Annotated in this window: 19 protein-coding genes and 1 tRNA gene; 8 read left to right on the top strand and 12 right to left on the bottom strand. The window is 63.3% G+C overall.

What is annotated here, in order from left to right:
* Positions 1-49: 49 nt before the first annotated feature.
* The 6 genes from VOI21_RS01895 to rpmH all read right to left on the bottom strand — a co-directional run bounded on the left by VOI21_RS01895 (position 50) and on the right by rpmH (position 3,887).
* Entirely contained in the window at positions 50-1,594 is a 1,545-nt protein-coding gene (locus tag VOI21_RS01895; protein ID WP_323767128.1) for a GGDEF domain-containing phosphodiesterase, read from the bottom strand.
* 76 nt (positions 1,595-1,670) lie between these two features.
* Positions 1,671-2,513 (bottom strand): tRNA 2-thiocytidine(32) synthetase TtcA, encoded by an 843-nt coding sequence (gene ttcA, locus VOI21_RS01890; RefSeq protein ID WP_323767125.1) that lies wholly within the window; start codon positions 2,511-2,513, stop codon positions 1,671-1,673.
* A 74-nt stretch (positions 2,514-2,587) separates the two neighbouring features.
* Entirely contained in the window at positions 2,588-2,803 is a 216-nt protein-coding gene (locus VOI21_RS01885; protein WP_323767123.1) for a hypothetical protein, read from the bottom strand.
* A gap of 309 nt (positions 2,804-3,112) precedes the next feature.
* Positions 3,113-3,334, bottom strand: coding sequence for a membrane protein insertion efficiency factor YidD (yidD, locus tag VOI21_RS01880; protein WP_323767121.1), 222 nt, complete (start codon positions 3,332-3,334; stop codon positions 3,113-3,115).
* Positions 3,331-3,723: a ribonuclease P protein component gene (rnpA, locus tag VOI21_RS01875; RefSeq protein WP_323767119.1), complete on the bottom strand. Its 393-nt coding sequence runs from the start codon at positions 3,721-3,723 to the stop codon at positions 3,331-3,333. Before rnpA ends, yidD begins: the two co-directional genes overlap by 4 nt.
* A gap of 29 nt (positions 3,724-3,752) precedes the next feature.
* Positions 3,753-3,887, bottom strand: coding sequence for a 50S ribosomal protein L34 (gene rpmH / locus VOI21_RS01870; RefSeq protein ID WP_094034336.1), 135 nt, complete (start codon positions 3,885-3,887; stop codon positions 3,753-3,755).
* A 443-nt stretch (positions 3,888-4,330) separates the two neighbouring features.
* On the opposite strand from rpmH, the gene VOI21_RS01865 reads away from it, so the two are divergent.
* From VOI21_RS01865 to VOI21_RS01855, 3 genes are read left to right on the top strand one after another with little or no spacing between them, the layout of a single operon-like run.
* Positions 4,331-5,068, top strand: a complete 738-nt coding sequence (locus tag VOI21_RS01865; protein WP_416358946.1) for a TVP38/TMEM64 family protein — start codon at positions 4,331-4,333, stop codon at positions 5,066-5,068.
* 2 nt (positions 5,069-5,070) lie between these two features.
* Positions 5,071-6,489, top strand: coding sequence for a dihydrolipoyl dehydrogenase family protein (locus VOI21_RS01860; protein ID WP_323767117.1), 1,419 nt, complete (start codon positions 5,071-5,073; stop codon positions 6,487-6,489).
* A gap of 15 nt (positions 6,490-6,504) precedes the next feature.
* On the top strand, positions 6,505-7,887 hold the full coding sequence (locus VOI21_RS01855; RefSeq protein WP_323767116.1) for a HAMP domain-containing sensor histidine kinase: 1,383 nt from the start codon (positions 6,505-6,507) through the stop codon (positions 7,885-7,887).
* Positions 7,888-7,896: 9 nt separating this feature from the next.
* On the opposite strand, the gene VOI21_RS01850 is transcribed toward VOI21_RS01855, so the two are convergent.
* The gene (locus VOI21_RS01850) at positions 7,897-8,043 is read right to left on the bottom strand and encodes a hypothetical protein (protein ID WP_323767115.1); all 147 of its coding nucleotides are present in this window, start codon (positions 8,041-8,043) and stop codon (positions 7,897-7,899) included.
* A 162-nt stretch (positions 8,044-8,205) separates the two neighbouring features.
* Between VOI21_RS01850 and VOI21_RS01845 the strand changes: the two genes are divergently transcribed.
* Positions 8,206-8,282 (top strand) — tRNA-Arg (locus VOI21_RS01845).
* Positions 8,283-8,421: 139 nt separating this feature from the next.
* On the opposite strand, the gene VOI21_RS01840 is transcribed toward VOI21_RS01845, so the two are convergent.
* A complete protein-coding gene (locus VOI21_RS01840) occupies positions 8,422-9,654 on the bottom strand; it encodes a urate hydroxylase PuuD (RefSeq protein WP_323767114.1) in 1,233 nt (410 codons plus the stop codon).
* Positions 9,655-9,754: 100 nt separating this feature from the next.
* Between VOI21_RS01840 and VOI21_RS01835 the strand changes: the two genes are divergently transcribed.
* Positions 9,755-10,675 carry a LysR family transcriptional regulator gene (locus VOI21_RS01835; RefSeq protein ID WP_323767113.1) on the top strand — a complete coding sequence of 307 codons (921 nt, stop codon included), beginning with the start codon at positions 9,755-9,757 and terminating at the stop codon, positions 10,673-10,675.
* A 6-nt stretch (positions 10,676-10,681) separates the two neighbouring features.
* On the opposite strand, the gene uraH is transcribed toward VOI21_RS01835, so the two are convergent.
* Positions 10,682-11,038, bottom strand: a complete 357-nt coding sequence (gene uraH / locus VOI21_RS01830) for a hydroxyisourate hydrolase (protein ID WP_323767112.1) — start codon at positions 11,036-11,038, stop codon at positions 10,682-10,684.
* Between the two features lie 149 nt (positions 11,039-11,187).
* Here uraH and puuE point away from each other — a divergent pair, with 149 nt between their 5' ends.
* From puuE to VOI21_RS01815, 3 genes are read left to right on the top strand one after another with little or no spacing between them, the layout of a single operon-like run.
* Positions 11,188-12,600, top strand: coding sequence for an allantoinase PuuE (gene puuE / locus VOI21_RS01825; RefSeq protein ID WP_323767111.1), 1,413 nt, complete (start codon positions 11,188-11,190; stop codon positions 12,598-12,600).
* Positions 12,597-13,082, top strand: coding sequence for an ureidoglycolate lyase (locus tag VOI21_RS01820; protein WP_323767110.1), 486 nt, complete (start codon positions 12,597-12,599; stop codon positions 13,080-13,082). Before puuE ends, VOI21_RS01820 begins: the two co-directional genes overlap by 4 nt.
* Before the next feature lie 55 nt (positions 13,083-13,137).
* Positions 13,138-14,553 carry a nucleobase:cation symporter-2 family protein gene (locus tag VOI21_RS01815; protein ID WP_323767109.1) on the top strand — a complete coding sequence of 472 codons (1,416 nt, stop codon included), beginning with the start codon at positions 13,138-13,140 and terminating at the stop codon, positions 14,551-14,553.
* Between the two features lie 65 nt (positions 14,554-14,618).
* On the opposite strand, the gene guaD is transcribed toward VOI21_RS01815, so the two are convergent.
* The 3 genes from guaD to xdhC all read right to left on the bottom strand — a co-directional run bounded on the left by guaD (position 14,619) and on the right by xdhC (position 18,516).
* On the bottom strand, positions 14,619-15,956 hold the full coding sequence (guaD, locus tag VOI21_RS01810) for a guanine deaminase (RefSeq protein WP_323767108.1): 1,338 nt from the start codon (positions 15,954-15,956) through the stop codon (positions 14,619-14,621).
* Between the two features lie 72 nt (positions 15,957-16,028).
* Entirely contained in the window at positions 16,029-17,600 is a 1,572-nt protein-coding gene (locus VOI21_RS01805; protein ID WP_323767107.1) for a xanthine/uracil/vitamin C permease, read from the bottom strand.
* Between the two features lie 67 nt (positions 17,601-17,667).
* A complete protein-coding gene (gene xdhC, locus VOI21_RS01800) occupies positions 17,668-18,516 on the bottom strand; it encodes a xanthine dehydrogenase accessory protein XdhC (RefSeq protein WP_323767106.1) in 849 nt (282 codons plus the stop codon).
* Positions 18,517-18,520 lie beyond the last annotated feature (4 nt).

The following is an 18,520-nucleotide window of genomic DNA, read 5'->3' as shown; positions in this document are numbered from 1 at the left end:
ACGGGCGTGGTCCGACACATAAAACAGTGACTTTGTGGCCGCTACAGAGTCAGGCGGTGCCGCGACCGAGCCTTTGTGCTTCGGCGATGCGGGTCTCGTGATCATGCGCCCAGTCGACCAGATTGTCGGCGGGCATCGGTCGGGCAATGCCAAAGCCCTGAACGTGATCGCAGCCGAGTTGCGACAACAGCGCGTGTTCACCGACGCTCTCTACGCCCTCGGCGATGGTTTCCAGCCCCAGCCGGTCGGCCATGCCGAGGACCGCCGCCAACATGCGATGCTGTTCCTCGTCGCGGTCGACGCGGGTGACAAAGCTGCGGTCGATTTTCAGCCGGTGCACCTTGAACCGGCGCAGTGAGGTGATCGAAGCATGCCCGGTGCCAAAGTCATCAAGATCGATGTGGCACCCGATCCGGCCCAGTTCGACGATGTTGCGGGCCACTATCCCCTCTGGTGCGCCGGCGATCACGGTTTCCAGAACCTCGATCCCCAGCCGTTCAGCAGTCAGGCCAAAGCGGTCCAGCTCCCACTGGATACGCTCGACCAGTCGGGGGTCGCGCAGTTCCGGATCGGAAAAGTTCACACTGACGCGCGGGATGTCGAGACCGGACTGGTCCCAACTCCGCAGGGCGGTCAGCGAGTGCTGCAGGATGACCTCGCTGAGGTGGGTCATTCGTCCAGCATCCTCCAGCACCCGCAGGAACTGCGCGGGGGGAACGATGCCGCGTTCGGGATGTATCCACCGCGCCAACGCCTCAACCCCGCTGATCGCCCCGGTCGAGGTGCAGATCTGTGGCTGGAACCACGGCTGGATCTGGCCATTGGACAGGGCGCGGTCGACCTCATTGCGCAAGGTCTTTTGTTCGATATGCGTCTGGCGCATGTTCTCGGACCAGGCGCGGATGGTTGAGGGGCCCTTGGCGGTGGCATCGTCCAGCGCAATCTGGGCTGCCTCAAGCAGCTGCTTTCCCGTCGCCTCTTTCCTGAGCCGCAGACTGCCGCAAAACCCGAAAGAGGCAGAGAGGTAGCGCATGGTCTCATCGACAGACGTGGGTTCCTCTACGGCGTTCTGAAGGCGTCCGGCGAGTTGCAGCAACGCCTCCAGATCCAGACGCAGCGACGGCGCAAACAGAACCAGAAAGCGGTTCTCGCCAAATCGGACTGCCTCGTCGTCGCGGCGCAGCGTCTTGCGCAAACGGCCCAGCGTCAGTTCCCGCAGGTTGTCGACTGTCGAATCGTCCGCATGCCGGGCAATCTCTTCGAGACCGTCGATTTCTATCAACATACAGGCGGTGGCAAGATTGGCGGTCTGGGCCCGATCCAGTGCCTGCTGCACCAGCCGGGCGGCTGCGATGGAATCAACGATATCCGCATGATCGCCGTGGGGCCGGTCAGATGCCGCGCTGCCGGGCAATCCGGCCAACAGAAAGAGCACCGGCGTCCCAAGCGCCACGAACAGTAACAGCGTTTCCCCCCCTAGCCAAAAAGCCGCAAGTGCAGAGGCCGGAAGAAATGCCAGCGCCTGTGGCCCCTGGAAACCGCGCCGCACCGAGGTGCGCAATCTGGTTGGAAGCGCGCGAAGTGACGCAAACATGCCCGTATCCTTGCTCTTCATAAGAGGGACACTAGGCCACGTCGGTAACTCGAAACTTAACGCCGACGGCAGTTTTTCACGTTTTGGGCGAAACCTTGTCACGCATAAGGCCCGCAAAATCGAAAAGCGCGGGGTCCAGCATGTGCGAGGGGCGGACATTCATCAGTGATCGGAACATGACCTGCCGCCGCCCGGGAGAGTTTTTCTCCCATCCGTCAAGGATTTGCTTGACCTGTTGCCGTTGCAGGCCGTCCTGCGACCCGCACAGGTCGCACGGAATGATCGGATAGTTCATCGCCCGCGCGAATCGGTCACAATCGACCTCGGCCACATGGGCCAGTGGGCGGTAGACAAAGAGATCGCCCTCTTCGTTGACCAGTTTCGGCGGCATCGTCGCCAGCCGACCGCCGTGGAAAAGGTTCATGAAAAAGGTTTCCAGAATGTCGTCACGGTGATGGCCAAGCACCACTGCCGAACAACCCTCTTCGCGGGCGACCCGGTACAAGTTGCCCCGGCGCAGACGCGAGCAAAGCGCACAGAACGTCCGACCCTGCGGGACCTTGTCGACGACGATGGAATAGGTGTCCTGATACTCAATCCGGTGCGGGACACCCATCTTTTCCAGAAATTCCGGCAAGACGGTTGCGGGAAAACCCGGTTGCCCCTGATCAAGGTTGCAGGCCAGCAGATCGACCGGCAGCAGGCCGCGCCACTTCAGCTCATGCAGGATGGCAAGCAGGGTGTAACTGTCCTTGCCGCCGGACAGGCAGACCAGCCATCTGGCCCCCTCTTCGACCATGCCATACTGCTCCACCGCCTCGCGCACGTTCTGCACGATCCGCTTGCGGAGCTTTTTGAACTCGGTGGATTTGGGCGCTCCGTAAAAGAGCGGGTGAATGTCGTCGGCATCGTCCAGCATGGGCTGCACATAGCGGCAAGGCGGTGCCGTGGCAACGGCGGCGACGGGGCAGGCTGTACGCCCGCCCCGTGCCATCAGCGCAGGCTGTTCAACATCGCGGCACCGGTCGACGGCATCGCCGGGCTGGCGGGAATGGCGCCGATGTCGCGGCGCAGATGATCGCTCAGCGGGAGATCGGTCGGCGGGCCGTGGTTTGCCGGGCCCGCACGAAACAGGCCAGACAGTGCAGAAAGGAACGCGGGGCGCGGGGCGGCCGCCGCAGGGAGGAAGAGGGTATCGAAACGTGTCATATCTTTCGCCCGGACAGAGTCCGGCCTTTCAATTCGGGCGAGACAGCGCGGCATGGCCCACGACAAAGCAGGCAGGGACGCGCCGTCCCGAAATCAGGATAAAACTGGAGAAAACTGGGGTGTCAGGCCAAAGAGCGCTTTACCCGCGCAGGTCACCACAGAGGCAAACGACCCGGACATGGGTGAGCGATCGAATCATCATCATGTTTGCCTCCTTTGCTGCGGGTTGAACCTGCGGCAGGTCATACATGATTCTCTGCCACAAACCTAGCATTCGAAGGGTAGGGAAAACCGCCAGTTGGTGCTGGCTCAGTCGGGCACGTTGTCGATGCCCGATCCGCCCCATGGGTGGCATCGACCGATGCGCCGGGCCGCCAGCCAGCTGCCTTTGAGTGCGCCATGTTTTTCCAGCGCTTCTAGAGCATAGACCGAACAGGTGGGGTGATAGCGGCAGCCATGGCCGACCCAGGGGCTGAACAGCAGCCGGTAGCCGCGGACGGGCAGGGCGACGATATGGGCCAGCGGGGTCATGACTGGGGGCCGTGGATCTTGCGCAGGGCGCGGCGCAGATCGGTCTGGAGCGCGGCAAAATCGCGCCACGCGGTCTTTTCGGCGCGCCCGATCAGGACGTAATCCCAGCCCTCGACGCCCATGTCGGGCAGGATCAGGCGTGCGATTTCGCGCAGCCGGCGCTTGGCGCGGTTGCGGGCGACGGCGTTGCCGACCTTTTTCGAGCAGGTAAAGCCGACGCGGATGCCCGTCGCCTCGCCCGGCGCGCGTTCGCGGCCTTGCAGCAGAAAACCCTCACAGGGCACGCGGCGGGCGCGGGCGGCGCGCAGGAAATCGGCGCGCTTGCTGAGAACGGTCAACGTCAAAAAGGCCGCCTCGGATTGCTCCGGGGCGGCTTTTGCGGTGGTCACGTCCCGCTCCGCTGCGTCAGGCGTGAGGCTCAGGCGCTCAGGCTCTTACGGCCGCGCAGGCGGCGTGCGTTCAGGATCTTGCGACCTGCTTTGGTGGCCATACGGGCACGAAACCCGTGGCGACGCTTGCGGACGAGGTTGGACGGCTGAAAAGTGCGTTTCATCGCGGCTACTCCGGTTCATTGCCCCAGAGCGACTCGGGGACAGGAAATTCGAAGCCCTGCCTATAGGGGGGCAAAAGGCATCTGTCAAACGGGTGTCATGCTTTTTCGCCCGCATCGCGCAGAGGGGCCCAAAAAACATGCCCACGCGTGGACAGTGCGGCGGCCACGCAGATTCAACGGCTTACAGAGGCGTTTTTACCCTTTCTTCACCTTTGCGCGGCCCGGTCAAGTCGCCGACCCGCGTCAAATCACCCGGATCATCCGCCCGCTTTGCAACAAACCACCCGCGTCACGGGGTGGGAAATGTTTCACTCTGGCCTTTGCGGGCCGGATTTCTCACGTTTGGCATGACCCGGGATCAAGCGCCCGTGAACCCCCTGTTGCCGGGACCATCCGCGCCGCATGTTTTATGCCAGCAGACCCCGACAAAGGCCCACGACAACATGAGTGACATGACCCAGACCCCGCATCGCCCGACCGGCCTGAAACGCCACCTGCCCCTGATCGCCATCGGCGTCGCCGCCTTGGCCGGGTATTTCGCGCTGGGCGATGTGCTGAGCTTTCAGACGCTGGCCGATAACCGCGAGGCGCTGCTGGCGTTCCGCGACACACACTATATCGCGACGCTGACGGTGTTCCTGTTGGTCTATGTGGCCATCGTGGCCTTTTCGCTGCCGGGCGCGACCATCGCCACACTGACCGGCGGCTTTCTCTTTGCCACCTTTCCGGGCAGCCTGTTCAACATCATTGCCGCGACAGCCGGGGCGACCGCCATCTTTCTGGCGGCGCGCTGGGGGCTGGGCGCAAAGCTGGGTGAGCGGCTGGAAACTTCACAAGGCATGGTGAAGAAGATCAAGGAGGGCATCGACGAGAATCAATGGTCAATGCTGTTCCTGATCCGTCTGGTTCCGGCGGTGCCGTTCTTTATCGCCAATCTGGTCCCGGCCTTTCTGGAGGTGCCGCTGCACCGCTTTGTCATCTCGACCTTTCTGGGCATCATTCCGGGCACGGTGGTCTATACCTCTGTCGGGGCCGGTCTGGGCGAGGTGTTCGAACGGGGTGAGACCCCGGACCTGAGCATCATCTTTGAGCCGCATATCATCGGCCCGATCCTTGGCCTTGCGGCGCTGTCGGCCCTGCCGATCCTGATCAAGGCCATTCGCGGCAAGAAGGGGCTTTGATCATGGAAAACCTGACCTGTGATCTGCTGATCCTTGGCGCTGGCTCGGGCGGCCTGTCTGTCGCGGCGGGGGCCAGCCAGATGGGGGCCGATGTGATCCTGCTGGAGGGTCACAAGATGGGCGGCGATTGCCTGAACTATGGCTGTGTGCCGTCCAAGGCGCTGATTGCCAGCGCCAAGACCGCCTATGCGATGGGCCATGCAGAGGTCTACGGCGTCGCGGATGCCGTCCCGCAGGTGGATTACGCCGCAGCACAGGCCCATGTGGCCGACGTGATCGCACAGATCGAACCGGTCGACAGTCAGGAACGGTTTGAGGGGTTCGGCGTGCGGGTGATCCGCGAATACGGTCGCTTTACCTCGGATCGTGTGGTCGAGGCGGGCGGCTATCGCATCACCGCGCGGCGGATCGTGATTGCCACGGGCTCGTCGCCGCTGGTGCCGCCGATCCCCGGTCTGGACGCCGTGCCCTATCTGACCAATGAAACGCTGTGGGAGCTGCGTGAGCGGCCCGACCATCTGCTGATCATCGGCGGCGGTCCTATCGGCATGGAGATGGCGCAGGCGCACCGGCGGCTGGGGTCACAGGTGACGGTGATCGAAGGGGCCAAGGCGCTGGGCAAGGACGACCCGGAACTGGCGGAAATCGTGCTGGATCAATTGCGCGCCGAGGGCATCGAGATCGCCGAAGAGGCGCTGGCGCAGGAGGTGCGCGGCCAAGCGGGCGCAATCGAGGTCGAAACCAAGGACGGGCGCGTTTTCAAAGGCTCTCACCTGCTGGTGGCCGTGGGGCGCAAGGCCAATCTGGATAAGTTGAATCTGGAGGTGGCGAGGGTTGAGCCGACCAAGTCGGGCGTCAAGGTGGACGACAGCCTGAAGACCACCAACCGGCGCGTCTATGCCATTGGCGACGCGGCGGGCGGCCTGCAATTCACCCATGTGGCGGGCTATCATGCCGGGATTGTCATCCGCTCTGCGCTATTCGGCCTGCCCGCCAAGACCAAGACCGCGCATATCCCCTGGGCCACCTATACCCAGCCGGAACTGGCGCAGGTCGGACTGACAGAGGCGCAGGCGCGCGAGGAACATGGTGATCGGCTAGAGGTGGCGCGCTTTCACTACCACCACAACGACCGCGCCATCGCAGAGCGCAAGACCAAGGGTCTGATCAAGCTGATGGTGGTCAAGGGCAGGCCGGTGGGCGTGTCCATTGCCGGTCATCAGGCGGGGGAATTGATCAACCTGTGGTCGCTTGTCATCGCCAACGGGTTGAAGATCAGCGCGGTTTCCAACATGGTTTCGCCTTATCCGACGATTGGAGAGATTAACAAACGCGTCGCGGGTGCCTATTTCTCTCCGAAGTTGTTTGAGAACGACACCGTCAAGAAAGTGGTCCGGCTGGTCCAGCGCTGGCTGCCCTGAATGCGATAACGCCTCATGCTCAATACCCTTTCCGGCCGATTCCTGATCCTGACCGTCATCTTCGTGATGATGGCCGAAGTGCTGATTTTCATGCCGTCGGTGGCGCGCTTCCGCGAGGATTACCTGCTGGCGCGGCTGGAACGGGCGCAGATCGCCTCTCTGGCGCTGCTGGCGGACGACATGATCGAGCCGGAACTGGAGGCGGAACTGCTGGCCAATGCGGGCGTCTACAACGTGGTGCTCAGGCGCGATGAGATCCGCCAGTTGGTGCTGTCCTCCCCGATCCCCGGCGAGGTGTCGCGGTCGTTCGATCTGCGCGATGCCCCGGCGTGGGAGTTGATGCGCGACGCGCTGGCCTGTCTGGTGGATACGCGGCCGCAGGTGATCCGTGTGATGGGCGCGCCGTTGCAGGATGGCGGTGAGCTGATCGAGGTCACGATGGACAGCGGCCCGTTGCGGATGGCCATGATTGATTACGGCGTGCGCATCCTGCTGCTGTCGGCGGTGATCTCTATCATCACGGCGATGCTGTTGTTCCTTGCGGTGCGCCGCCTGCTGGTGAAGCCGATCAAGAGGGTGGTTGGGCACATCCAGAAGTACGCCGACGCGCCAGAGGACGCGCGGCGGATCATTCGCCCCTCTGCCACGGTGCGTGAATTGCGCGAGGCCGAGGAGTCGCTGCAATTGCTACAGACGCAGTTGACGCAGGCATTGCGGCAAAAGGACCGGCTGGCGCAGCTGGGCGGTGCGATGGCGCGGGTCAGCCACGATCTGCGCAACATCCTGACCTCGGCGCAGTTGTTCACCGACCGGATCGAGATGTCAGAGGACCCGGCGGTGCAGCGGATGGCGCCCAAGCTGGTGAACTCGATCACGCGGGCGATTTCGCTGTGCGAGAACACTTTGGCCTTTGGCCGGGCAGAAGAGCCCGCGCCCAGCCTGATGCTGTTCAACCTGTCCGAGTTGACCAACGAGGTGCTGGAGGCAGAGCGGCTGGCGCTGGACGATCACGACGTCAGCCTGTCCGAGGACATCCCCGCCAGCATGACGGTGCGCGCCGATTCCGAGCAGATCTACCGCGCGCTGTCGAACCTGATCCGCAATGCGCGGCAGGCCATCGTCGCCACCGGGCAACCCGGTGAGATCAACGTCGCTGCCCATGCCGAGGATGAGGATTGGGTGATCACCGTGTCAGACACCGGGCCGGGGCTGCCGCCCAAGGCGCGCGAACATCTGTTTCAGGCGTTTCAGGGCGGTGTGCGCAAGGGCGGGTCGGGGCTGGGTCTGGCGATTGTCGCCGAACTGGTGCGCGGCCACGGCGGCAGCCTGCGGCTGGCCAGCAGCGACGACACCGGCACCTGCTTTGAGATCCGCCTGCCGATGGGTGACGCGAGTTGAACGCCTGTGTCAGGTGAATAGCAGATCATTGCCTTCAAGCAAGTTGTTGCCGCCCAGACCGCGCAGCGTGTTGTCACCCTCAAGGCCAAAGATCGTATCCGAGAGCAGTGTTCCGGGGAAATCTTCGCCGATTGGCGTCACGTAAATCACTGCCATGTGTCCGACACCGATACAGGTTTCTTGGGACCTGCCTGACAGGCGGGCAACAAGCACCATTGATCTGCTGCATGGGGGCCTGCATCTTTTGCGGGATCATCCACAAAAACCTTGCCAAGCCCCTTGCCAAGGCCGGACACGGGGGGTAAATCCCCCCCTCACGGACCGATAGCTCAGCTGGATAGAGTACTTGACTACGAATCAAGGGGTCGGGGGTTCGAATCCTCCTCGGTCCGCCACTACCACCCGGTAGGGCGAAAGAAAGTGGCGAAATTCTACGGATATCGCTAAAAACCCCGACGCTGCGGCGTGCGGGGTTTTTCTTTGTCCGGATGGCAGGCCGCGGATGGTTGCGTGATCCGCGGCGCATGGCGGCGGTCAGCCGCCGGTGGCATCCTTGTACCATGCGATGATGCTGGCGCGGTCCTCGGTCCGCATCTGGATCGCGTTGGGCGGCGGCATCGCGTGGCTGCGGCCCGCTTGCAGGTAGACCTGTTTGGCATGGCGGGCGACATCGGCCTCTGTTTCAAGGACGACGCCTTTGGGGGGCCAGTGCAGGCCCTCCCATCCCGGCTCTCTGGCGTGGCACATCGAGCAGTTGCCAACGACGGCGTAATAGGCCTCTTCAAAGCTGTCGACAGAGGCAAACTTCTGTTCGACAGGGGTCAGCGCGCGGGCCTCGGACTCTTCGTAGGTGTCCATACCGGGCACCGTGGACAGCCATGCGATCAAGATCATGATCAGCACCGTCGCGGGCCATGTCCATGTCGGCCCCTTGCCGGTTGCATGCAGGGTGTTGAAGTAATGCCGGATGGTGACGCCGGTCAGAAAGATCAGGCTGGCGATGATCCAGCTGTACTGCGTGCCAAAGGCCAGCGGATAGTGGTTCGACAGCATCAGGAACACCACCGGCAGCGTCAGGTAGTTGTTGTGGGTCGAGCGCAGCTTGGCGATCTTGCCGTATTTCGGATCGGGAGAGCGGCCTGCCTTGAGGTCCTCAACCACGATCTTCTGGTTCGGGATGATGATCAGAAAGACGTTGGCCGTCATGATGGTGGCGGTGAACGCGCCGAGGTGCAACAGCGCCGCGCGTCCGGTAAAGACCTGATTGTAGCCCCAGGACATCGCCACAAGGATCACAAATAGCAGCAGCATCAGGGCTGTGGGCGTCTCACCCAGCTTGGACTTGCACAGGAAGTCGTAGCAGATCCAGCCGATGGTCAGCGACCCGGCCGAGATCACGATGGCCTGCAACAGCGACAGATCGGCCTTGGTCGGGTCGATCAGGAACAGCTCTCCGCCGACCCAGTAGACGATCATCAAGAGCGCCGCGCCCGACAGCCAGGTCGCATAACTTTCCCATTTGAACCAGACCAGATGCTCGGGCATGTTTTCCGGTGCGACCAGGTATTTCTGGATGTGGTAGAAGCCGCCGCCGTGAACCTGCCATTCCTCACCATGCGCGCCGACCGGCAGATGCGGCACCTTTTTCAGGCCCAGATCGAGGGCGACAAAGTAGAACGATGACCCGATCCAGGCGATCGCTGTGATGACGTGAAGCCAGCGGACCGAAAAGGCCAGCCAATCCCATATGATTGCCAGATCGTACATGGCAGTCCTCCGAAAATCCAAACCTTGGAGCAGACTAGTCGAGGTCCATTTATTCTGGTATCGCCGGGGAACGCCAAGCAGTATCAAATAAATTCGAAGAATGTCCTATCTCGACAACATCCGCACCTTTGTCCGAGTCTATGAATTGGGCAGTATGTCCGCGGCCGGGCGTGATCTGCGGGTGTCTCCGGCGGTCACCTCGTCGCGGATTTCACAACTTGAGGAGCATCTGGGCGTGCGGCTGTTCCAGCGCACCACGCGCAGTCTGACGCCGACCGAACAGGGGCAGTCGTTTTATCGCGGCGCGACAGAGATCCTTGAGGCGGTGGAAAACGCCGAGGCGCAAATCGTCAACATCACCGAGAACCCGCGCGGGTCGCTGTATGTTGCCGCGCCGCTGGGGGTTGGGCGGCGTCTGATCGCGCCGCAGGTGCCAGCGTTCCTGAAAGCCTATCCAGAGGTCAGCGTGCGCCTGCGTCTGACCGACCGCACCGTGGACCTGACGACAGAGGGGCTGGACCTTGCGTTTTTTCTGGGCCAGCCAGAGGACAGCAACCTGCGTATCCGCAAGATCGCCGACGTGACGCGCATCCTGTGCGCCGCTCCGGGCTATGTCGCGGCGCGAGGGATGCCCGCGCATGGCGATGACCTGATCGCGCAGGGGCATGAATGCCTCAGCCTGCGGTTTCCCGGTGCGACGGAATTCCAGTGGCGGCTGATCACACCAGAAGGGCCACGCCGGTTCCGGGTGTCGGGGCGCTACGAATCCGACGATGGCGATGTGCTGACGGATTGGGCGCTGGACGGGCAGGGGGTCGTGATGAAGCCGGTCTTTGAGGTCATCGACCATCTGACGTCCGGGGCGCTGGTGCCCGTGGCGGTCGCAACACCGCCGGAACCGATCCAGATGGCCTGCCTGTTCACGCACCGGCGGCGGCAGGACCCCAAGACACGGTTGTTCATGGAGTTCATGGTCGACCGGATCGGTGCCACGATTCGCGACACCGATTTGCCCGGCTGACAGGGGTCAACTGCCCCGATAAGTCGCGTACCCAAACGGGGACAGCAGCAGCGGCACGTGATAGTGCGCGGCTGCGTCGGACATGCCGAAACGCAGCGGGATCACGTCCAGAAAGCGCGGCTCTTCGGGCGGGGTGCCGGTGGCATCCAGATAAGCGCCCGCGTAAAACACCAATTCGTAGACCCCGACCCGGAACTGATCGGCGGGCAGGATCTGTTCATCCGTGCGGCCATCGGCATTGGTGGTCAGGGTCTTGAGAGGTGTGCGGCTGTCGCCCTCGATCCGGAAAAGCTCAATTTTCAGGCCCTCCGCCGGGCAACCGCGCGCAGTGTCTAGAACATGGGTGGTCAAATAGCCTGTCACGGCGTGTCTCCTCGTTGCTTGTCTGACTTGTAGTCATCATGACTGCAAAGAGACAAAGGTGGCGCAGCCAAAGGCTCCTTCAAAATCTTTTTGAAAAACCCCGAAGATTTTCTGGTTTATTGAAGTCCAAACAGAAAGGACCGCAAGACGTGAGACGTTATCCGCGAGATATGACCGGCCATGGCGCGCAGGTGCCAGTGGCAAACTGGCCCGGGAACGCCCGGATCGCTGTGCAGATCGTGCTGAACTACGAAGAAGGCAGTGAAAACAATATCCTGCATGGGGACGCGGCGTCAGAGGCCTTTTTGTCCGAGATCACCGGCGCGCAGCCGTGGGTCGGCCAGCGGCACTGGAACATGGAAACGCTGTATGAATACGGCGCGCGGGCCGGGTTCTGGCGGATTCACCGGATGCTGAAGGACCTTCCAATCACGATCTACGGTGTGGCGACGGCGCTGGCGCGCGCGCCTGAACAGGTCGCCGCGATGAAAGCGGCAGGGTGGGAAATCGCCAGTCACGGGCTGAAATGGGTCGAGCACAAGGACATGGACGCCGAAGAAGAGCGAGCCCAGATCCGCGAGGCGATCCGCCTGCACACCGAGGTTGTCGGCACGCCGCCGCGCGGCTGGTACACCGGGCGCTGCTCTATGAATACGGTTGATCTGGCGGCGGAAGAGGGGGATTTCGCCTATATTTCAGACAGTTATTCTGACGACTTGCCCTATTGGACCCGTGCGGGCGGCAAGGATCAGCTGATCGTGCCCTATACGATGGACTGCAATGACATGCGGTTCGGGATTCAGGCGGGTTTCACCAATGGCGACCAGTTCGAAAGCTATCTGCGCGACAGCTTTGACATGCTGTACGCCGAGGGTGAGGCAGGCGCGCCCAAGATGCTATCGATCGGGCTGCACTGCCGTATTGCGGGCCGTCCGGGGCGGGCCTTGGCGTTGAAACGCGCTCTGGACTATATGATGCGCCATGAGGGTGTCTGGTTTGCCACCCGCGAAGAGATTGCCGACCATTGGGCGCAAGAACATCCGCCGGTGACGTGGGAGCGGCCATCGGAGATGGACAAGGCCCGCTTTGTCGAGGAGTTCGGCGGCATATTCGAGCACAGCCCGTGGATTGCCGAAGGGGCCTGCGACCTTGAGCTGGGGCCGACGCATGACACTGCCGCCGGGGTTCATTCCGCCCTTGCGCGGGTGTTCCGCACCGCCTCTGAGGCGCAGCGGCTGGGCGTCTTGACCGCGCACCCTGATCTGGCGGGCAAGCTGGCAGAGGCCAAGCGCCTGACCGCCGAGTCGACGGAGGAGCAAGCCTCTGTCGGGCTGGACGCGCTGACCGATGCAGAGCGGGAAACATTCACCGCGTTGAACGAGGCATATACCGAAAAGTTCGGCTTTCCCTTCATCATCGCGGTGCGCGACAACACCAAATCCTCGATCATGGCGGCCTTTCAGCGCCGGGTCAGCAACGACCGCGAGACGGAATTCGCCGAGGCCTGCCGACAGGTGGAGCGGATCGCCGAATTGCGTCTGCAACAGAAGTTCGGCGCATGAGCGTGCGGATCGCGATCGAACCGCTGGAGGCCGCTGAATTTGCGCCGTTCGGGGATGTGCTGGAAACCACCGGCGCGCCGGACAAGATCATCAATCAGGGCCTGTGCGGGCGGTTTCACGACCGCGCCACGGTGGATTTTGCCGATGGCCGCGCGGGTATCAGCCTGTTCAAGGCAGAGCCGCGCGCGCTGCCGCTGGTGCTGGACATGGTCGAGCGTCACCCGGAGGGCAGTCAGGCCTTTCTGCCCATGAGTTTTGATCCGTTTCTGGTCATCGTCGCGCCGGACGAGGGCGGCAAACCCGGTCGCCCACGGGCGTTTCTGACACAGGCCGGACAGGGCGTGAACTATCACCGGGGCGTGTGGCACGGGGTTCTGACCCCGCTTCATGCGCCGGGGCTGTTCGCGGTTGTCGACCGGATCGGCGGGGGGCCCAACCTCGAAGAGCATTTCTTCGACGCGCCCTATCACATCGAAGGATAAGACCGCCCACCGCGAAACAAGCGGGCGCGGAAGGAAACAGCAGAGGGGACTGGAAATGGCTGATACAAGCATCGGAACTGCGGAGCAGCTCCGCGATCCAAATTATACGCCGCCGATTGCTCAGGCGATACCACTGGGGATTCAACACGTTCTGGCGATGTTCGTGTCGAACGTCACGCCCGCGATTATCGTCTGCGGCGCGGCGGGGTTTGGCTTTGGCTCCAACAGCGCCGATTTCCCGCAGATGATCTACATGATCCAGATGTCGATGTTCTTTGCCGGCATCGCGACGCTGTTTCAGACCATCGGCATCGGTCCGGTGGGCGCGCGCCTGCCCATCGTGCAGGGCACGTCCTTTGCCTTTATCCCGATCATGATCCCGCTGGTTGCGGGCAAAGGCGTGGACGCCATCGCCGTGCTGATGGGCGGCATCCTTGTGGGCGGCATGTTCCACGCCTTCCTCGGGCTATTCATCGGCAAGCTGCGCTTTGCGCTGCCGCCGCTGGTGACGGGTCTGGTGGTGACGATGATCGGCCTCGCGCTGGTCAAGGTCGGTGTCCAATACGCGGCGGGTGGCGTGCCTGCCATCGGCACGCCGGAATATGGCTCGGCGTTGAACTGGACCATGGCCGGGGTGGTGATCCTTGTGACGCTGGGGCTGAAGTTCTTCACCCGCGGGATGCTGTCGATTTCCGCGGTGCTGGTCGGATTGCTGGTGGGATATGCCGTGGCCTTTGCGCTGGGTCAGGTGAATCTGGGCAATGTCGGCCGGGCCGCGTCCTTTGCCCTGCCGCACCCGCTGCATTTTGGCATGGAGTTCTCTGTCGCGGCGATTGTCGGCTTTTGCCTGATGTCCTTTGTCTCGGCGGTGGAAACCGTGGGTGACGTGTCCGGCATCACCAAAGGCGGCGCGGGCCGTGAGGCGACCGACAAAGAGATCCAGGGCGCGACCTTTGCCGACGGGATCGGCACGGCGATTTCCGGCCTGTTCGGCGCGCTGCCCAACACCTCGTTCAGCCAGAACGTCGGCCTGATCGCCATGACCGGCGTCATGAGCCGCCATGTGGTGACCATCGGCGCGATCTTCCTGATCGTCTGCGGTCTGGTGCCGAAGATCGGTGCCATCATCTCTTCGATCCCGATCGAGGTGCTGGGCGGCGGTGTGATCGTGATGTTCGGGATGGTTGTGGCCGCCGGTATCTCGATGCTGTCGGACGTGACGTGGAATCGCCGCAACATGGTGATCTTTGCCATCGCGCTGTCGCTGGGTCTTGGCCTGCAACTGGAGCCGGACGCCCTGCAATACCTGCCCGGCACGCTGAAAGTTCTGGCGACCTCGGGTATCCTGCCAGCGGCGCTGATCGCCATCGTGCTGAACCTTGTTCTGCCGGAGGAACTGAGCGACGAGGCAACAGAGGAAGTGTCTGGCGGCCTGTCCGGGCACGGTAAGGGCCGCAGCGATAGCGCCTGAAGCCAACCTTTGACGACATCGAGAAGCGGCGTGCCGGGCACGCCGCTTTTCCTTTTGGGGCGGTCTCAAGCCCCGACCAGCGCCCGCGCCGCAACCGTGCCGTTCTTGGCCGCCTGACCGGCCAGATAGACCTCGGCCACCGCGCGATCATCCCCCAGCATTTGCAGCACGAACAGCTCTTCGGACAGGGTGTCGGCCCGCGCCATCCGCAGCGCCGCAGCCGGTGTCGCGCGGGCGTCCAGCACGACGATATCCGCCTCTGTCCCCGGTGCCAGCGTTCCGATGCGGTCCTCCAGCCCCAGTGCCACGGCATTGCCGCGCGTGATCCAGTGGAAGGCGCGCAGGGGGTGCAGTTTTTGTCCCTGAAGTTGCAGCACCTTGTAGCCCTCGTTGAGGGTCTGAAGCATGGAATAGCTGGTGCCCGCGCCGACATCCGTCGCGATGGCGTTGCAGATGCTGCGCCCGCGCAGGCCCGCATCGTCGAACAGCCCGCTGCCCAGAAACAGGTTGGAGGTCGGGCAGAACACGGGCTTTGCGCCGGTGTCGGACAGCACGTCAATCTCACGCGGGGTCAGGTGGATGGAATGGCCCAGCAGGGTGCGGGGGGTCAGCAGGCCGTGGGCCTCATAGACCCCCAGATAATCCGGCGCATCGGGGTAAAGCTGGGCGGTATAGGCGATCTCATCGTGATTTTCGCTCAGGTGGGTCTGGACGTAGCAATCCGGATGTTCAGCCACCAAGGCGCCCGCCATGTCCAGTTGGTCCGGGGTCGAGGTGATGGCAAAACGGGGGGTGATGGCGTAGTGCGCGCGGTCCTTGCCGTGCCATTTGGCGATCAGCGCCTTGCTGTCGTCGTAGGAGGATTGCGGCGTGTCCCGCAAACCGTCGGGCGCGTTGCGGTCCATCATGACCTTGCCGCCGATCATGCGCATGTTGCGCCGCGCGGCCTCTGTGAAAAACGCATCGACCGAGGCGGCGTGGACCGAGCAGAACGCCACCGCCGAGGTGGTGCCGTGCCCGATCAGCAGATCGTAAAAGCCCGACGCCATCGCCGCCGCGTGGGCTGGATCGGCAAAGCGGGTCTCTTCGGGGAAGGTATAGGTGTTGAGCCAGTCCAGCAGTTGCGCCCCCCATGAGGCGATCACCTGTGCTTGCGGGAAATGGATATGGGTGTCGATGAAACCCGGCATCAAAAGGTGTGGCCTGTGGTCGATTTCCGGCACGTCATGCGCCTGCGCCAGCACGCTGGCATAGGGGCCTGCGGCCTCGATTAGGCCGTCCTTGATCAGGATCGCGCCGTCCTCATGATAGCTAAAGGCATCGGTGTCGCGGTCGTCCTGCGGCTCTGCCTTGAAGTCAAGGATGCGCCCGCGCAGCAGCACCCGGCTGGGGGTCTGGGTCATTTGGCATGTCCATTGTGGGAAAGGTTCATGGGGGGCGGGCCGTGTCTGGCCCGCCCGGTTGTTTGTGGCGCGTTATTCCGCCGGGGTTGTGACCTCATCCAGCGCGGGCTGGGGCGTGTCGTCGCGGTGGAACAGCGGATAGACATAGAGGAAGGTCGCCGCGATCAGATAGCCGGCAGAGACGCCGCCCAATTCCGGCCAGTGCAGGCTGGCACCGTGGATGATGCCGACAGAGGACATCGCCGCCGCCGCAAGGGCAAAGCCGCCCGCGTTGCGGAACCGTCCGTCGATCACCGAGGCCACAATCGCGCCCCAGATCAACCCGGTCAGGATCGCCCCCTGACTGAGCGCAAGATGGCCCTCAAAATGCGCGCCCTGTTGCAGCAGCGCGGCGGTGAGCGCGGGATCGCCCAGTTGCGGCAGGCCCTCGACCCCGCTTGCCCCCAGCGCGCCCATGAGCGAGCCCCATTTGACCATCAGAAAGGCCGAGACATGCGGCATCATCGCGATGGTCACGGCGGCCATGTGATCGGGTTTTACCGAATGGGCGGTGTTGGTCACAAGGCTGAGTGCCACAAAGACCAGCACGGGCGCTGCGGCGGCGACCGGGATCAGGTTGTTGAGGAACGCCAGCAGGCCAAAGACGGCGGCCAGCGGAATGACCGCGCCCACGCCGATGATATAGCCCGCGTGCGCGCCCATCCGTTTGTAGGCCGGGTGGCCGATATAGGCGGTGGTCGGAAACGGCGAGCCAAAGACAGCGCCGATCATGGTGCCGACGCCGTCGGTGATCTGGCAGGTGGCGACCGGATAGTGATCGCCCGCAGCCTCGGCGCTTTCGACGTTGTTCATGGTTTCGATGAAGTTGTAGATCTGCACCGGCACCAGCACGAGGAACAGCTCGGGGTTGGCAAACAGATGCTGGATACCCGCGATCAGGTCGCCGACGTAGGGCAGCGGCGGGTAAAATCCGACGCCCTCGGCGCTGATCTTTGCCTCGCCCATGGCAAAGGCCACAACCGTGCCGACGATCAGGGCCAGCAGACCGGCAGGCACGTTCCATGGCAGGCGAAAGCGCCCGACAAGACCCCAGAGAATGATAATCATCGAGGCAAAGCCGACAAACGGGTTCTCAAAGACGATGGCCAGCGGCACGGTGCCGATGAACACCAGAGCGATGCCGCAGAGTGTGCCCAACATGCCCGCGCGCGGTGTCACCCGTTTCAGCCAGGGGCCGACGATCGCACCCATCGCCGCCACGATGCCGCCCATAAAGCCCGCCCCGATGCCCACCTGCCAGGCAAGAACGGGGTCGTTCGTCGACCAGTAGATGGGGCCGATCACGCCGAAGAGATAGACAAACATCACCGGGGTCGAGATGCCGTAGGGCAGGGCGGTGACATCCCGGCCATGCTGCGTGGCGGCGCGTTTGGCAAGCCAGACATAGACCGCGATCCCGGCAAGGATCGCAAAAGCCGCGCCCGGCACGATGCGGCCAAAGACAATTTCTGCCGGCATCTGAAAGACAAACTGGCAGATGCCCGCCAGAACCATCAGGTTGATCAGGTTGTCGGTGAACAGCGCCCAGAACGCGCTGAAGTCGCTGCGGTGAAACAGCCTGTAGGTGTAACTCCCATCCCTCATGGGGACCTCCTCTTTGTGATCCGGCACCGGGCGCGTCTCTCCTCAGGGCGTCCGGTGTCGGCGCTGTTCACTGCGCCGCGATATGCGGCGCGGTGCCCCGTTCGGGGTGGTCTTCGGCAGGTTCACAGGTCAGCGCCGCGATCACGTCCGCCACGACAAAGGCGGCGATCACGGCTGGCCGCTTGTCGCGGCTACCGGCTGCCCCGATGGGGCAGATCAGGGGTGCGATGGACAGGCCATCGCAATGTGAGTGGCACCAGTTGCGGAACTTCACCCGCTTGGTGGCCGATCCGATCAGCCCCACATAGGCCGCGTCGCGCCGTTCCAGCGCGGCGGAGGCCAGCAGAAAGTCCAGCCCGTGATCATGGGTCAGCACGACGAACGCGCTGCCTGCGGGGGCGGTCAGGATGTCAAACTCGGGGATCGCGCTTTGCCGTGTTTCAACGGCGGCGTCGGACAGGCTGAGTTCCTCGGCGCGCTGGTCGATCAGGATGGTGCGCACCGGCAGGTGCTGGAACTGTTGTGCCAGCGCCCGCCCGACATGGCCCGCGCCAAGGATATAGACGGCGGGTTGTGCCTCTTGCGCCACCATGTCGGCCTCGATGGCCTTTTGCCGGTCTGTGCGACTCATCCGGGTCAGTGAGACCTCGACCCGCCCGCCGCAGCACTGGCCGATTTCGGGGCCCAGTGGCAGGTCGAGGTGCCGCGCCATGTCCCCGGCGCGCAGCATCTGCCGCGCGGCGTCGATGGCGCGGTGTTCCAGTTGGCCGCCGCCGATGGTGCCGAACAGCGCCTCGGCGGTGACGAACATCTGTGCCCCCGCCTCACGCGGGGAAGAGCCACGCACGCGGGACAGATGCAGGCGCACGACCGGGCCGGGGCGGTTGAGAAAGCACGAAAGCGTTGCGCGCGTCATCGGA

The organism is Antarctobacter sp. (assembly GCF_034670325.1).
Classification (GTDB): domain Bacteria; phylum Pseudomonadota; class Alphaproteobacteria; order Rhodobacterales; family Rhodobacteraceae; genus Antarctobacter.
The sequence above is the reverse complement of the archived record's forward strand: the minus strand, read 5'-3'. Positions and strand labels throughout refer to the sequence as shown.